This is a genomic window from Bradyrhizobium sp. BLXBL-01 (assembly GCF_051853025.1).
Classification (GTDB): domain Bacteria; phylum Pseudomonadota; class Alphaproteobacteria; order Rhizobiales; family Xanthobacteraceae; genus Bradyrhizobium.
On record NZ_CP182471.1, the window covers coordinates 7,730,001 to 7,744,332 of the forward strand.

Below are 14,332 nucleotides of genomic sequence, written 5' to 3' on the forward strand. Positions count from 1 at the left end.
ACTCGGCAGAATGTTGTCTGCACGATTGCCAAGAAACCGAAGTCTCTAAGGCGCGCACCCTCGATGAATGCTACGTGCAGCCGGACATTGACTAGAAAGACCAGCTTGCTTCGTAAGATCGTTCCGATAGCGAGGCGGTCAAGCTTCGCTAAAAGGATCATTTTACAACTCGCATTCAACCTCACGGCTGAGAGCGAGCGCCGAAAATGATCCGGAGATAATGGAGGATCCGCGCAACAATCTGCTGCACGACCCAACTCGGATCGATCTCCTCTTTACGATGTCAGAAAACACGCATCTTGCTGTCTATCCAGACTAGCAGGATGCGAAGTGATGTTTCGCGGACGACGGTACAAGATCTCGGTGATCAAACCATCTGGTGGAGCCAGACGGGATCGAACCGACGACCTCATGCTTGCAAAGCACGCGCTCTCCCAGCTGAGCTATGGCCCCGTAACCAGAAGACGAATGCTCACTGAAAGTGGTGGGCCTGGGAAGACTTGAACTTCCGACCTCACGCTTATCAAGCGCGCGCTCTAACCAACTGAGCTACAAGCCCCTAACGCATATCCCGTCAGGGACCGTGGGATCCTGCTCGATGCAGGCCCAGCGCGTGTTCGTCCGCGAAGAAAGAGAAACGAAGACGGCGAAATCCCGCCAATGCAGCTCAACGATCTGGCGATCTGTTGGCCACTGATGTTTCTAAAACGGTTCGATAGAAGCAAGCTTCTGAAGAACCATCCTTAGAAAGGAGGTGATCCAGCCGCAGGTTCCCCTACGGCTACCTTGTTACGACTTCACCCCAGTCGCTGACCCTACCGTGGCCGGCTGCCTCCCTTGCGGGTTAGCGCACCGTCTTCAGGTAAAACCAACTCCCATGGTGTGACGGGCGGTGTGTACAAGGCCCGGGAACGTATTCACCGTGGCGTGCTGATCCACGATTACTAGCGATTCCAACTTCATGGGCTCGAGTTGCAGAGCCCAATCCGAACTGAGACGGCTTTTTGAGATTTGCGAAGGGTCGCCCCTTAGCATCCCATTGTCACCGCCATTGTAGCACGTGTGTAGCCCAGCCCGTAAGGGCCATGAGGACTTGACGTCATCCCCACCTTCCTCGCGGCTTATCACCGGCAGTCTCCTTAGAGTGCTCAACTAAATGGTAGCAACTAAGGACGGGGGTTGCGCTCGTTGCGGGACTTAACCCAACATCTCACGACACGAGCTGACGACAGCCATGCAGCACCTGTGCTCCAGGCTCCGAAGAGAGGGTCACATCTCTGCGACCGGTCCTGGACATGTCAAGGGCTGGTAAGGTTCTGCGCGTTGCGTCGAATTAAACCACATGCTCCACCGCTTGTGCGGGCCCCCGTCAATTCCTTTGAGTTTTAATCTTGCGACCGTACTCCCCAGGCGGAATGCTTAAAGCGTTAGCTGCGCCACTAGTGAGTAAACCCACTAACGGCTGGCATTCATCGTTTACGGCGTGGACTACCAGGGTATCTAATCCTGTTTGCTCCCCACGCTTTCGTGCCTCAGCGTCAGTACCGGGCCAGTGAGCCGCCTTCGCCACTGGTGTTCTTGCGAATATCTACGAATTTCACCTCTACACTCGCAGTTCCACTCACCTCTCCCGGACTCAAGATCTTCAGTATCAAAGGCAGTTCTGGAGTTGAGCTCCAGGATTTCACCCCTGACTTAAAGACCCGCCTACGCACCCTTTACGCCCAGTGATTCCGAGCAACGCTAGCCCCCTTCGTATTACCGCGGCTGCTGGCACGAAGTTAGCCGGGGCTTATTCTTGCGGTACCGTCATTATCTTCCCGCACAAAAGAGCTTTACAACCCTAGGGCCTTCATCACTCACGCGGCATGGCTGGATCAGGGTTGCCCCCATTGTCCAATATTCCCCACTGCTGCCTCCCGTAGGAGTTTGGGCCGTGTCTCAGTCCCAATGTGGCTGATCATCCTCTCAGACCAGCTACTGATCGTCGCCTTGGTGAGCCATTACCTCACCAACTAGCTAATCAGACGCGGGCCGATCTTTCGGCGATAAATCTTTCCCCGTAAGGGCTTATCCGGTATTAGCACAAGTTTCCCTGTGTTGTTCCGAACCAAAAGGTACGTTCCCACGCGTTACTCACCCGTCTGCCGCTGACGTATTGCTACGCCCGCTCGACTTGCATGTGTTAAGCCTGCCGCCAGCGTTCGCTCTGAGCCAGGATCAAACTCTCAAGTTGGACTTGAACTTTGAACCGGCTGATCACAACGTTTGACGAGGTCCCACCATTATCGACCGAAGTCGATGTGCTGCCCGCGATTCACATCGCTGGCAACGATGGTGTTTCCTTGAAAACGTGTACCGCCGAAGTCTTTCGTCCGGTCTCGATCAGAAAAGCCGAAGCTTTTCGGAAGCGAGACCCGCAAGGACTCCGCCGTCCACGTTTCTCTTTCTTCATCTTCACTTGTCAAACAGCCCGAGACCGGAGAGGCCTCAACCTTCCTGAGAGGAAGGGTTCCGACACCCTTACCGACGATGGATGAACTCCAACCGACTGGTGTCGGCTGTTGTGTCACTCAACAAGGTGAGGAGCATCAGTGGCGCGTTCGCTCGCCTTGGTCAGTGACCCGGCGGCGCCGCGCTCAGTGGTTGGGGTTATAGGCCCCACCTTCCGGCCTGTCAACGCCAATCGTCAACAAATCGTCGCACAGTGGACCAGCGATAAAACATCCACGATTCCAGCCAGTTAGATGACCGCCGAGCGCGTCGGACGATCCGGCCCGGCAAAAAATCTGAAAAAAAGTTTGCCCGCCGGCGGGCTCCGGAAGGCGCCTTGGGGCCCCTCCCCGGCCCCTTCCTCGCCGCCCCCGCAACCCCTGGGCTGGCGTGCCCCGTTCCCAGTCTGAGGGCTCCCGGCCAGACGCCCGCTCCCCCGCCGGATGGGGGCCGTGTCCCCACCCGGCCCGAGCTCCGCCAGTGGTTGCACGCAGGGTCTTTACGGCCCGGCGTTCAGGAAACTTTTTCCATATTTGGCGCCGTACTTGAGCCACAATCCCGCGGCGTTCTGATAAGAGACAAGCTTGAATCGCGGGGATGCCTGTGGGGGCTGCCGGCGATTTTCATGGGGTCAGAGGAAGGCGATCTTGCAAATGACGCGACCTTCCTTCGGCATTCGAAAGACATCGAGAGAGCTTTACCCGTCCAGCTGTTCGTAATTTCGGCCGGCCCCATCAAGGGGCGTTCTGGGCGCGGATAGCTGTGCGGCTTGCCTTTTCCGGCGATCCCCGTTCAAGAGGGCAGCCGGGACCAGGTTCGAGAACGGGCATCTTGGGTCGTTGATTGGGGGACTTGGGTTGAACCACAGGACGTCACGCGGCGCTTACGGGCGTGAGACCGGGATCATCGATCTCGGCCACGAGCCGCCGCTGTCCGTCGATGGTTCTGAAGCTGCCGTGATCGACCGCCGCCGCGTCTCGGTGCAATGGTTCAGCGGGACAATTTTGACCGGACTTTGCGGCGCAGCCCTGATCGGCGGCGCCGTTTTCGCTTCGCTCGACGGCGAGATGACCTTCGCCAAGGTGCCGGAGCGGGTCGAAGGCGCGCTGCGCGGAGCATTCGGCGCCGCCGATCGCGCCGCCACGCTGCACAAGAGCGACCGCCTGCCGCCGCCGAGCGAATCCACGGCCTCGCGCAACGTGATGCGCGTCTCGACCGTGGCCCGCGTCGGCAACCGTGACGTGATGCGGGTGCGTCCGTTCGTGCGGATCGCCGGCAATCTGTCGATGACGACGAGCGATCTGTCGGCGAAGATCCCGCCGTTCAACGCCCAGCGCCTGCTGACCGATGTCGGCTCCGACCCGAAGACGGCGTCCGACGATCCCAACAATCCCGAAGCCGTCGAGCCCGACGCGGAAGTGTCCTTCGTCACCAAGGACCTGTCGCCGGTGCTGCCGAAGGCCAAGATTTCCGCGGTGGTGGCGCTCGACGACATCCTGATGCGGGTGCGCGATGCCGCCAATTGGCGCGGCAATGGCGGGGTGCGCTACGCCTCGCTCGCCAATGCGGCCGCCGACATCTCCGGCGCGACCGGCCCCTCCGAGATCAGAACCGCCTACGCAGCCGAGGTCTCGCCGTCGGATCCCTATGCCGGCTTCGAGACGCGCGTGGTGCCGGAAAACGTCACGCTGCTGCCCAAGACCAAGGAGCAGATCACCGGCGGCAATCCCAACGGCGAACGCGTCCACATGGTCAAGAAGGGCGACAGCGTCGCTTCGGTGCTGCGCGATCTCGGCGCCAATGCCGACGAGATCAAGGCGATCACCGCGACACTCGGACCGCGCGGCCGCGACGGCGGCCTGAAGGAAGGCGAGAAGCTTCGCATCCTGATGGCGCCCGCAAGCCCCGGCGCCCGCCTGCAGCCCTATCGCGTCGTGGTTGCAAACGACACGATGGTCGAAGCGATCGCGGCGCTGTCCGATCTCGGCAAATACGTCGCGGTCGACGTCTCCAGCATGAACACCGTCGCCGATACTGCGGCCAACGCCAGCAGCGACGACGACGATGATGACGACGGCTCCGGCGTGCGGCTCTACCAGAGCATCTACGAGACCGCGATGCGCAACAAGGTCCCGATGCCCGTCATCGAGGACATGATCAAGATCTACTCCTACGACGTCGATTTCCAGCGCAAGGTGCAGCCCGGCGATTCCTTCGACGTGTTCTACGCCGGCGAGGACGAGGGCGTGACGTCGAGCGAAAAGAACGAGGTGCTGTTCGCCTCGCTCACCGTCGGCGGCGAGACCAAGAAATACTACCGCTACCAGAGCCCCGACGACGGCCTGGTCGACTATTACGACGAGACCGGCAAGAGCGCGAAGAAGTTCCTGGTCAGAAAGCCCGTCAACAACGCCATCATGCGTTCCGGCTTCGGCGGCCGCCGCCACCCGATCCTCGGCTACGTGAAGATGCATACCGGCGTCGACTGGTCCACCAGCTACGGCACGCCGATCTTCGCCTCCGGCAACGGCGTGATCGAGAAGGCGGGCCCCGAGGGCGGCTACGGCAAGTACATCCGCATCAAGCATTCCAACGGCTACGAGACCGCCTACGGCCACATGTCGGCCTTCGCCAAGGGCATGGAGGTCGGCAAGAAGGTGCGGCAGGGCCAGGTGATCGGCTTCGTCGGCTCCTCCGGCCTGTCGACCGGCCCGCACGTCCATTACGAGATCCTGGTTAACGGCCGCTTCGTCGATCCGATGCGCGTGAAGCTGCCGCGCGGCCGTTCGCTGGAGGGCCCGATGCTGGCAAGCTTCGAGAAGGAGCGCGACCGGCTCGACGGCATGATGAGCGGCCGCGGCGGCGCCATCGCCCGCATGTCGGACGCCACCGGCGGGCCGCTGCAGGTCACCAACCGGTAAATCGGCAGCCCGCCGGTATCGGCCGGCATTTTCAAACAGTATTTGAAACAAGCACGCTGCGCAGCCGGGCCGCTTCGCGGCGTCACAACGTCAAGTTTCGTTTGCCAAAGCCGCAGGACGGGCGAATACTTTCCAAAAAACGGGAGGTCACGCCATGAAGAGCAGGCTCGCCTGCGCAGCCCTGATTGCTGCGCTGTTCTCCACAACGAGCGCATCGGCCGACGGCTGGGAGGTCACGAGGCTCGTGCCGGGCTCGGCGTTCCACGGTGTGCACGGGCTCGGTGTCGACAAGGCCGGCCATTTGTTTGCCGGCAGCGTCGCTGGCGCTGCGCTCTATGAGGTCGACATCGCCGGCGGCAACGCCAAGGTTGCAATCCCGGCGCCGGTCGGGATGGCCGATGACATCGCATTCGCACCCGACGGCACCATGGCCTGGACCGGCTTCCTCGCCGGCGATCTCTACGCGCGCAAGGGCGACGGACCGATCAAGAAGCTCGCGTCCGGGCTTCCCGGCATCAACTCGCTCGCCTTCCGCAAGGACGGCAGGCTCTACGCCACCACCGTCTTCCTCGGCGATGCGCTCTACGAGATCGACGTCGAGGGCGTCAAACCGCCACGCCAGATCATGGAGAAGATGGGCGGCCTCAACGGCTTCGAGTTCGGTCCCGATGACAAGCTCTATGGCCCGCTCTGGTTCAAGGGGCAGGTCGCAAGGGTCGACGTCGACAAGGCCGAGCTGACCGTCGTCGCCGACGGCTTCAAGGTCCCGGCCGCCGTGAACTTCGATTCCAAAGGCAACCTCTTTGTGATCGACACCGCGCTCGGCCAGCTGGTCCGGGTCGATCCGAAGTCCGGCGCCAAGACCATGGTCGCGCAGCTGAAGCCCTCGCTCGACAATCTCGCCATCGACGACAAGGACCGCATCTACGTCTCCAACATGGCCGACAACGGCATCCAGGAGGTCGATCCCGCGACCGGCCAGGCCAAGCAGATCATCATCGGCAAGCTCGCTTTGCCCGGCGGCATCGGTGTCACCTCGGAGAACGGCAAGGACACCATCCACGTCGCCGATCTGTTCGCCTATCGCACGGTGGATGGGGCGACCGGCGAGGTCACCGAGAAAGCGCGCATGCATGCCGCAGGCACAACGCTCGAATATCCGATGAGCGCGACGGCGAAGGGCAACGACGTGGTCCTGTCGAGCTGGTTCACCGGCACCGTGCAGGTGATCGACGGCAAGACCGGCGCGACGCGCGAGATGCTGCACGACTTCAAGGCGCCGCATGACGCGGTCGTGCTCGCGGACGGCAGCATCCTGGTGGCCGAGCTCGGCACCAAGTCGCTGGTCAAGGTGAGCGGCGAGCACGGCAAGGACCGCACCACGCTGATCGGCGCGCTCGAAGGCCCGGTCGGGCTCGTTCGCGGGAAAACCGACGAGGTCTACCTGACCGAGGCGTTTGCGGGCCTCGTCTCCAGGATCGACAGCAACGGTGAAAAGACCGTGATTGCCAAGGAGCTGAAGATGCCGGAAGGCATCGCAAGAGGTCCCGAAGGCCAGCTCATCGTGGCGGAGGTCGGCGCCAAGCGGCTGATCGAGATCGCACCGGAGAGCGGCAAGATCACCGAGATCGCCGCCAATCTCCCGATCGGCCTGACCGGCGCACCCGGCGGCTTGCCGACACATGTCCCCACCGGCGTCGCCGTCGGCGCGAGCGGCGCGATCTACTTCAGCTCGGACGTCGAGAATGCGATCTACAAGGTGGTGAAGAAGTAGGAATGGCGCGCACGGGCCTGGCCCGGGAACCGGCACGCCGGTTCTCGGTTAGACGCTGACCGAAGCCAGCAGGAGGATCGCCCATGACGCGCCTCTCACGCGACGATGTCGTCAAGGCCGTGGACCGTGCCGACGACGTGACCATTGCCCAGATCATCGGAACCGGCGCGACCGCCGAAGAACTCGCTGAAGCCCAGGCCTGGCTCGCCAATGACGAGCCGATGATCAACGATCTGCGCCCGCTGGCGCAGGGCCGGGTGCGCGAGCTGGTGGATATTTTGTCGGAGCTGGAGGAGGAGGAGGAAGGCGTCGAGCCGGGCATAATTCACAGATGAGATCGGATGGACATGCGCCTATCCAACAAGCAACAAAAGCACGACACAATCGGTGCCGCTAACGCAGCGGCGCTCTCGTCGATTCCGAGTTGACTCTCGATTATCGCCACGCGCAAATCCTCGCCCGGCTATTGGACCAACAGGCGCCCTTTCTTTTGAGCGGACCAAGATGCTCGTCAGCGTGGCTTTCGGCCGCAACGCCGTTCCAATAGCCGACCGCTGCATCGGTTCCTCCATCGAGAGTAACGTAAGCGAAATGCTTGGATCGCGACTTGTCGCCAACGCCGACGGTGAAACTTCCACCCGTCCCGATTTCGATATTGCATCGCCCCTTCAAGAACGTATGCCCGTCGACGACGACGAGACATCTGCCCTCGTTCGCGTGCACATCCGCCGGCACGGCTAAAGGCATGGCCCAGCAAAGCAGCACCAATGCCTTCGCGCCTGGAATCTCGAAAAGCCGAACACGCATGGTACGTGATCCCTCGCGTCATCGGAACGCGCTCTCGGTGCAGTCAATCTTTCGGCCATCGGAACACGACCATCGGATCACTAAGCGGTTACGGCAAAATGGATATGGTCGCCGTGATCGCCGATCGTGCTCGGATTGAAGTTGTGCTTCCTGCCCTGATCGAAGTTGAACTTGTTGGGATCGTTGTTGGGGTTGATGCGCCGCGCATCGAATATAAGTTCGTCGATCCCCAGCGCAGCTATCTGTGCCTCGGTCGCGATCTGGGGCAGCAGCGCAGCGGCGATTTCCTCGTTCGCAATATCGACCGCTCGCCCCGCGGCATGGAAGCTTCCGGCCCCCGTACGTATCAGGGAGCTGATACGGATGACCGGCGTCATGCCGGATAACTTCAGGACCAGCGCCTGCAACTTGGGCGTGACTTTGGTGCCCGTATTCAGCCCAAGCAATTGGCTTTGCAGTGCCGGCTCCTTGAAGGTGATCTTGCCTGCCTTGATCTGCGCGCGAAGCTGGTCGACGATGGTTCCTCCAGCTGCCTGCGCATCACCGGGTTGGTCCGGAGGCGCCGCTCTGAAGACATCCAGTGCCTTCCTGGCCCAGTCCTGCCGCTCATCCAGTGCAGGAACGCCCGGTCTCTCGTACTTGGACATGAAAACCGCGGTTGCGCTTGCGAGATTCGTCGTTGCAGCGAACGCGTCGAAAGCGGGCTTCTCGTCCCCCTTCATTTCGTGTCTCATGAAGGCGTAGTTGCCTTCATTTGTCTCGGTACCCGGGATGGGCGGCACGCAAAAGGCCTCGAACTTCTTGCGGCGGTCGCCGGTCCATTGCAACCACCCCAGCCCGCCCCTTCCCTTCTTCGGACGTACTTCCTGCATCAATCGGAAGCCGCCGGTCTCGCGGCCGATATTTCCAAGAACGCCGGCAGCGTGAAAGTCCTGAAGCTGAGGGAAGTCGCGCAACAGGAACCGCATGATGACCGGCGCACGCTCGGCAAACGTCGTCCCCATTCCTGCGAGCTGCGATGCATCGGACATCTGCGCGTTGGCGCCGTTCACGGTGCCGCCTTCAGGCACAGCCCCCAGCAACGCCACCCCTGCCGCGATGATGTCGTCCCTGGTGGTCGTCAGGACCGGATCCATTCGCGCGACGATCCGATCAATCGCGGCGTCACCCTTGACCGATCCGTCGGCCTCGAACAACTCGGCAAATCGCGCCGCGATCTTGTCGAACGTGGGAGCACCTAGCGGCCTGTCCTTGGCTTGATCGGGAGCCGCAACGCCCTCGAAAGCTTCCTTGATGGTCGGAGATGGCGTCTTGGTCACGGCGGCGACGGCGGCCTTGGCGCCGATCAGCTGGGCGAGGTAAAGCTCGGCGGCGCTCGGACGGCGGCCGGCGGTGATCGCACCGAGTTCCGCGATGAGAGCAGCCTCGGAGCGATGCGTCATCAACGTGAAGAGCACGACCTGGACCCGCCAGTCCGTAATGTCTCTTGCGCTGAAGCCGCTCTTGCCAAGCTCGGGCAACACGCGGACTGCATCCCATTCTGCTTGCGTGAAGCGAAAGGGACCGAAAAACGGGCCCAGCGCTCCCGCTTGCTGGTCGCTCGATGTTGCCGAGCGCATCTCGGCGACTGCCGCGACGTAATGGGGGTTGGCATCCGAGAACAACGCTTCGACCCAGCACTGGTCGGCGAACTTTCGCTTCTCGATCGGACCTCCGGGTACGCTGCCCTCAAGATCGACATGCGCCGACCGAACCCAACCCTCCGGCGCAACGGCGTTGTCAAGCAGCTTGACCTTGGTCCATTTCACCTTGCCGGCGGGAGTATCCACCTCCGCCGTACCGATAACCTCCACTTCCGTGTCCGCATCAGCAAAGCCACTTTCGATCAAGTCAGCGTTCATGCCCGGCTCGATCCGCAAAATATCGTCGTCCTTCATGATCGGCATGGTCTCTCCATAGACAAAAGAGCATGATCGCATTGCAAACCGATCGTGAGCCGCGTCCATGTGTACGCGCTCTCACGCTCCTGCCAATATCTTCTCTGCCAACGCCTTATCGATCTCCTCGCCCGTCGTTCCAGTCAACGCGCGGATCGCGCCGATCGCTTTGCGCGTCTGATCGTCGAACTTTCCGGTCTGTTGGACGGTCACTTGCGATTGCCGGTTCTTCAAGAATTCCGCTATTTTCGCCTGCAGCCGTCTGATGCTCTTGTCGGCGCCAGACTTCGCTACGCCATAACGTCCGACTTCAAAAGCGTTCCTGAAGCCAAGCGTGTTGCATTCACGAACATCCGACACTGCTCTCTGCAAAACAGGTCTCAACGTCGGAGATGTCGGATCTATGGGATCTGGCACAATCACTGGTATCGCCTCCAGATAACTTCGGATCGCAGCAACGGTCGCCGGATCCGCTTGGCCGTTCGCGTTACGCACGCAAAGCGCGACCTGAACGCTTGTGATAAATGCTGTTCCGACAACCGGCGGCGGGGGGAATTTCCTCTCGGGCATCGGATCGCGCGCACGCGTGATCGTCGTCGCGCGAACCGTTTCCGCATTGATCAGCGGAGGCCTGTTCAGTGCCCCCGATCCACCGACCTGGAACACCGTGACCGTTGAATTGATGTCTGTCTCGATCGCATATGGCGTGCAGATGGTCAGGTAGGACCGAAGCGCATGAATGGCTGCGGGCCGATTGTCCACCACGATGCCCTGAAGTTGAAGCCGATAGGCTTCCCGACGCCGCAAGACCAGGGTCTGAACGGTGGTCTTGTCGACCTCCAGCAGCAGACGGGAATTGACGTTTGTGAACGTGTTGGCCGCAAGTCCGAATGCCAATCCCGCCAGCGTAATCGGGTTCGCGCCCGCCCCCGTCACACGCATGATGGCTTGGCTCGCGACAGTGATGTCTCCGAGCTCCTTCAGAACGGCTTCGTTGGTTCGCCTTCGGTCGTCGAGCCATGCCAAATAGGCGTCACAACGCCGATCAACGTCATTCAAGCCTGCCTGGACAATCAAATTCCAAGCGTTTGCATTTGGCGTGGCATTAAAGCATTGCACATCCGAGGTCGATACGAGCGGGAGTGCCTGCCGGCATAGTTCTGTGAGGTATACCTCTTGCAGCTGCGTCGTCGCAACGATGTCGTCGGAATAGAGGTCCGTCCCGATTCCATATCGGAAATAGCGCGAGTCGGTCGTGTCGCACCCGGCTAGGGTCAGCCCCAAACACACGACCGCTATGAGTCCCCAAACGCTACGCATCGACGCAATCCCGTGAAGCAAATGAGTCTCGTGGCGAGCCCCGATCAAATCGCTCAAGAGCATTCATACGCCCCCAACCATCGAACCATCGCGTGGATGGCAGCTGGCAGCTCATTGCATGATCGATCTTGCGCACGACCTGTCTCTCACTGTTCGGGCGTTGGCGGATCAACGGTCCAAGTCGCATGCTCTTCATGTGCGCCCTCCGCCACGTTCAGATTGGCGGTGACGATTGCGAAAGCGCGTTGCACGTCGTCGACCACGTCGCGCCGTCGGGTGTTGATGTTGCGGACCAGGACCCGCCAACGCGCGTATTCGCCGGCGTCGGCGCTTTCGCGCCAGAAGCGCAGAATGAAAACCTGATCCAAGAGCGGCTGTTGTGAGCTCATGGGCCGAACGTCGCATGCCGTGAACTCGGGCAGATCGCGCGATCGTTCCGGGATGCTGGCCCTTCGCTCACGGCGGCCTGCGGCGAGAATTCCGAAGCGATCACGACAGAATCACGACACGGCCGGGCAAGGCAGGGGCCTGTCCGGCCATGGCTTGGCCAAGCCCTGGTCAGGCTCGCGATATCAGATGGATTTGTGGACTGCGGCGCCTAGTTTGCAGCACGCCGCCGCTCATCGCGGCTCATCAGCCCGACGCGCAAATGCTGGGCGTCGTCGGCGTTATGCAGATTCCTGATCTCGTCAATGACCGCACGCGTTGCTGGAAGCGGAGAAATTCCCAGCTCCTGCCGGATCATGGCGATCCAGTGATCGTAGTACCTGATGGCGTCGATACGCCTCTCATCGAGTGCAAGCAACGTCAGGAGATGTCGAACCAGTTCCTCGCGATAGGGATCAAAGCGCAGCGCGTGACGGGCGAGCAGGATCGCATCATGATAGTGGCCACAAAGTCCCAGATGACGGACGATGGTCATCGCCGACTGCACAAAAAGGGAATGCAATCGCTCGCGTTCCTCCAATATCCAGTCGGCATCTTCGCCGTCCAGGAATGGCCCCTCGTAGCGGTACAGGACGGCGAGAACCTGCTTCATCGTGGAAGGATCCACGTGCGCCTCAACGCCGTTGAGAGCGGCCTGTGCCGCTTCAAGCAGAGCCCAGGTGTCGACGTCCAGCCAAGACGTCCTCTCGAGAATAGTCTCCGAGCCGACGGTCCTGAGGCCATAGCCCTCTCTGTACTCCGGAGCCGACGCGAGCAGTTTTCGCAAACGCCAGATCGCAGAGTTCACGGCTCGGCGTCCTCTGTCGGAGTCCAACTCCGGCCAAAACAGGTCGATAAGTCGCTCGCGACGGTGCGGACGGTCCGGAAAGGTGAAAAGGAAGCCGGCCAATCTCCGTCCTGCTGGACCGAGATCCAACCAAATCTGCTCGTTACCGCGCGCAACCCGGCTGGCCCCCAGCAAACTAACGGTCAACACCGCCGCCCCTCCACGCAAAACACAACAAAAACTGCCTGTGGCGTTCAATCATCGCAGCTCGAAATTGCGAGCTCAGTCTAAAATTGTCGGTTACTCAAAGACTCGTGTGAAATCCTTGAGTTCTTGGCCGCGGGAATGCCGCGTCGACCGAGATGGAATTATGGCAACGGAGCCTATGGTTGTTCAACATCAATTTACATCCTGAGCGGATAACCGCAGTACGTGTGGCTTTTCAACGACACAACACGCGGATACCCGACCTGCTTCGCAAAAGCGAAAACCCTCCCCGCGCCGGCGGAGAGGGCTTTGAGGCACAGCTTGAACAGCACGTTGCAGACGTTATTCCGCGCGCAGCCGTGCGAACAATTCCGACGGCATCATGCCGAACATGTCGCGAAAGGCCGTGCTGAAATGCGCGGAGCTGGAAAAGCCCGCGCCATGCGCGGCCTCGGTCAGCGATTGGCCTTGTGCGACCGCCCGCGCGGCAGCGCCGACCCGGGACCAGATGCGGTAGCGGCGGAGCGGCACACCCGTGACGTCCTTGAAGAGATGCAGGAAGCGCGAGGACGAAAGCCCGGCCTTGCGGCCCAGTTCAGCAAGCGTGTGCGAACCGCCGGGCTCCTCGCGCATCCGCTCGATGGCGGCGGCAATTCTCGCATCCGGCTGCGGATTTGATCCGATCCCAAGCATATCGCGGGCTGCTTGCCGCGCGTCCTCTGATGCGAGGCGTCGTTCCGCAATGTCGCGGAACAGCGCGACGACCGACCTCTCGTCGATCAGGTCGAACGCGGCGCTTGATCCTACCTCCTTCATTCGTGAACGAAGCGCCTCGATATCGCGCCCGAGGGGATCGACATACAGAAAGGCGGTCGGTCCGGCGTCGATGCGGAGATGGTGCAGACTGTTGGGCATGATCAGCACGCTGCGGGTCTGGCGATAAGACGGCGAGCGCGCCCTTGGATCGGTAGCTACGCCTATCGCCCCGTCGAGCGCGACGGCCAGCACGCCGGTAGCATTGCGGTGGGGAGTCAACCCGAAGGCTGGACCGAGATAGATCACCCGCGCGTCCCAATCGAGCATCCGCGCCTTCTTCGGTCCGCCGCTGGGCGGCGTGCTGATAGCCAGTTCCTGAAAGTCGGGGGGCGAGGTCATGCCTTATCATAGCGCACCAGCACAGCGCTGCCGATGACCCGGGAGATCACATCGATGAATAGAGTTCTTGTAGATGACGCCGCACAAATCGCCGCGATACGCGCCGCCGTCACGCGCTACGCGACCGCCTGGCAGGCCGGTGACCGCGCCGCGATCGCCGCCTGCTACCACGATGAATTCATGCTGCATTATGCCGGCCATAACCCGCTCGCCGGCACTCACCACGGCAAGACGGCCGCTCTTGCCACTCTGGCCGAGGTCGCACGCCGCTCCAACCGAAAACTTCTCGGCATCGATGAAGTGATGGCCGGACCGCGGCGCGGCGCCATTCTCGCACGGGAATCATTCAGCCGGGACGGTCGCACGGCTGAACTGGAACGGCTGCTGGTCTATGCCGTGCGCGAAGGCCTGCTGAGCGAATGCTGGGTCTACGACCGCGATCAGGCAGTGGTGGACGCGTTCTTCGCAGATTGAAAAACGCCCTCCGCGAGTTTGGCACGAAGGG

At 61.3% G+C, this 14,332-nt stretch carries 10 protein-coding genes, 2 tRNA genes and 1 rRNA gene; 4 read left to right on the forward strand and 9 right to left on the reverse strand.

Annotated elements, in window-relative coordinates:
* Positions 1–377 precede the first annotated feature (377 nt).
* The 3 genes from ACNJYA_RS35780 to ACNJYA_RS35790 all read right to left on the reverse strand — a co-directional run bounded on the left by ACNJYA_RS35780 (position 378) and on the right by ACNJYA_RS35790 (position 2,236).
* Positions 378–453, reverse strand: a tRNA-Ala gene (locus ACNJYA_RS35780).
* 29 nt (positions 454–482) lie between these two features.
* Positions 483–559 (reverse strand) — tRNA-Ile (locus tag ACNJYA_RS35785).
* 188 nt (positions 560–747) lie between these two features.
* Positions 748–2,236, reverse strand: a 16S ribosomal RNA gene (locus ACNJYA_RS35790).
* Positions 2,237–3,350: 1,114 nt separating this feature from the next.
* Here ACNJYA_RS35790 and ACNJYA_RS35795 point away from each other — a divergent pair.
* The 3 genes from ACNJYA_RS35795 to ACNJYA_RS35805 all read left to right on the forward strand — a co-directional run bounded on the left by ACNJYA_RS35795 (position 3,351) and on the right by ACNJYA_RS35805 (position 7,523).
* A complete protein-coding gene (locus ACNJYA_RS35795) occupies positions 3,351–5,414 on the forward strand; it encodes a M23 family metallopeptidase (RefSeq protein WP_172789722.1) in 2,064 nt (687 codons plus the stop codon).
* Between the two features lie 154 nt (positions 5,415–5,568).
* Complete coding sequence (locus ACNJYA_RS35800) at positions 5,569–7,188, forward strand: hypothetical protein (protein ID WP_439401644.1); 1,620 nt, start codon at positions 5,569–5,571, stop codon at positions 7,186–7,188.
* Positions 7,189–7,271: 83 nt separating this feature from the next.
* Positions 7,272–7,523 carry a hypothetical protein gene (locus ACNJYA_RS35805; RefSeq protein ID WP_172789724.1) on the forward strand — a complete coding sequence of 84 codons (252 nt, stop codon included), beginning with the start codon at positions 7,272–7,274 and terminating at the stop codon, positions 7,521–7,523.
* A gap of 100 nt (positions 7,524–7,623) precedes the next feature.
* Here the strand turns inward: ACNJYA_RS35805 and ACNJYA_RS35810 are convergent, their stop codons facing one another.
* From ACNJYA_RS35810 to ACNJYA_RS35835, 6 genes are all read right to left on the reverse strand, one after another.
* Positions 7,624–7,995 carry a hypothetical protein gene (locus ACNJYA_RS35810; RefSeq protein ID WP_439401645.1) on the reverse strand — a complete coding sequence of 124 codons (372 nt, stop codon included), beginning with the start codon at positions 7,993–7,995 and terminating at the stop codon, positions 7,624–7,626.
* Between the two features lie 80 nt (positions 7,996–8,075).
* Positions 8,076–9,941 (reverse strand): phage tail tip lysozyme, encoded by a 1,866-nt coding sequence (locus ACNJYA_RS35815; RefSeq protein WP_175421744.1) that lies wholly within the window; start codon positions 9,939–9,941, stop codon positions 8,076–8,078.
* Positions 9,942–10,013: 72 nt separating this feature from the next.
* The gene (locus ACNJYA_RS35820) at positions 10,014–11,309 is read right to left on the reverse strand and encodes a hypothetical protein (RefSeq protein WP_172789417.1); all 1,296 of its coding nucleotides are present in this window, start codon (positions 11,307–11,309) and stop codon (positions 10,014–10,016) included.
* Between the two features lie 89 nt (positions 11,310–11,398).
* Positions 11,399–11,641: a hypothetical protein gene (locus ACNJYA_RS35825; protein WP_439401646.1), complete on the reverse strand. Its 243-nt coding sequence runs from the start codon at positions 11,639–11,641 to the stop codon at positions 11,399–11,401.
* 209 nt (positions 11,642–11,850) lie between these two features.
* Positions 11,851–12,486: a bacterial transcriptional activator domain-containing protein gene (locus ACNJYA_RS35830; RefSeq protein WP_439401647.1), complete on the reverse strand. Its 636-nt coding sequence runs from the start codon at positions 12,484–12,486 to the stop codon at positions 11,851–11,853.
* Positions 12,487–13,014: 528 nt separating this feature from the next.
* A complete protein-coding gene (locus ACNJYA_RS35835; RefSeq protein ID WP_439401648.1) occupies positions 13,015–13,827 on the reverse strand; it encodes a helix-turn-helix domain-containing protein in 813 nt (270 codons plus the stop codon).
* Between the two features lie 33 nt (positions 13,828–13,860).
* On the opposite strand from ACNJYA_RS35835, the gene ACNJYA_RS35840 reads away from it, so the two are divergent.
* On the forward strand, positions 13,861–14,301 hold the full coding sequence (locus ACNJYA_RS35840) for a nuclear transport factor 2 family protein (protein WP_246709097.1): 441 nt from the start codon (positions 13,861–13,863) through the stop codon (positions 14,299–14,301).
* The last annotated feature ends 31 nt before the right edge of the window (positions 14,302–14,332 follow it).

Bases quoted from the DNA above. Each gene is read 5' to 3' on its own strand.
- ACNJYA_RS35805 (WP_172789724.1), top strand. From the start codon at position 7,272: ATGACGCGCCTCTCACGCGACGATGTCGTCAAGGCCGTGGACCGTGCC.
- ACNJYA_RS35825 (WP_439401646.1), bottom strand. From the start codon at position 11,641: ATGAGCTCACAACAGCCGCTCTTGGATCAGGTTTTCATTCTGCGCTTC.
- ACNJYA_RS35835 (WP_439401648.1), bottom strand. From the start codon at position 13,827: ATGACCTCGCCCCCCGACTTTCAGGAACTGGCTATCAGCACGCCGCCC.
- ACNJYA_RS35810 (WP_439401645.1), bottom strand. From the start codon at position 7,995: ATGCGTGTTCGGCTTTTCGAGATTCCAGGCGCGAAGGCATTGGTGCTG.
- ACNJYA_RS35800 (WP_439401644.1), top strand. From the start codon at position 5,569: ATGAAGAGCAGGCTCGCCTGCGCAGCCCTGATTGCTGCGCTGTTCTCC.
- ACNJYA_RS35815 (WP_175421744.1), bottom strand. From the start codon at position 9,941: ATGCCGATCATGAAGGACGACGATATTTTGCGGATCGAGCCGGGCATG.
- ACNJYA_RS35840 (WP_246709097.1), top strand. From the start codon at position 13,861: ATGACCCGGGAGATCACATCGATGAATAGAGTTCTTGTAGATGACGCC.